We start from the raw sequence: 385 nt of genomic DNA, 5'->3' as shown, positions 1-385 counted from the left end.
CGCGAGTCGCGGATTGTCGCCTATCTGAAGTCGCCGCGACGCATTCCGTTCAACACCACCGGCATCTTCCGTCACTACAAGGAACTGGATCGCGCGTCGCCGTTTTGAGGCGACGCCCGGCTCACTCCGGCAGTGTCGTGTCGCCTGCGCTGAGCGGGCGTTGCATGAGCACGGTGTCGATCCAGCGGCCGAATTTGAAGCCGACGGACTTGAGCACGCCCGCCGGCATGAAACCACATGCCGTGTGCAGGGCGAGAGACGCCGCGTTGCTGCTGTCGCCGACGTTTGCGATCAGTTGCCGCCACGGGCCGCCTTCACAGCGCGCGATGAGTGTGAGCAGCAGCGCGCGGCCCACGCCTTGGCCGGTCGCATCGGCGGCGATATA

General features: G+C 65.7%; 1 protein-coding gene and 1 pseudogene. One reads left to right on the top strand and one right to left on the bottom strand.

Annotation, left to right across the window (positions count from 1 at the left end; all coding sequences use genetic code 11):
• Positions 1 to 108, top strand: a pseudogene (locus CDV44_RS28565) (glutathione S-transferase); the annotation flags it as partial.
• Positions 109 to 121: 13 nt separating this feature from the next.
• Here CDV44_RS28565 and CDV44_RS27530 read toward each other — a convergent pair.
• Positions 122 to 385 (bottom strand): GNAT family N-acetyltransferase (locus tag CDV44_RS27530; protein ID WP_141118857.1); only part of this gene is annotated, 264 nt, incomplete at its 5' end.

Source organism: Pandoraea sp. PE-S2R-1, assembly GCF_002179865.1.
Classification (GTDB): Bacteria; Pseudomonadota; Gammaproteobacteria; order Burkholderiales; family Burkholderiaceae; genus Pandoraea.
Note: the sequence above shows the minus strand (reverse complement) of the source record. Positions and strands in the feature narration are given on the sequence as shown.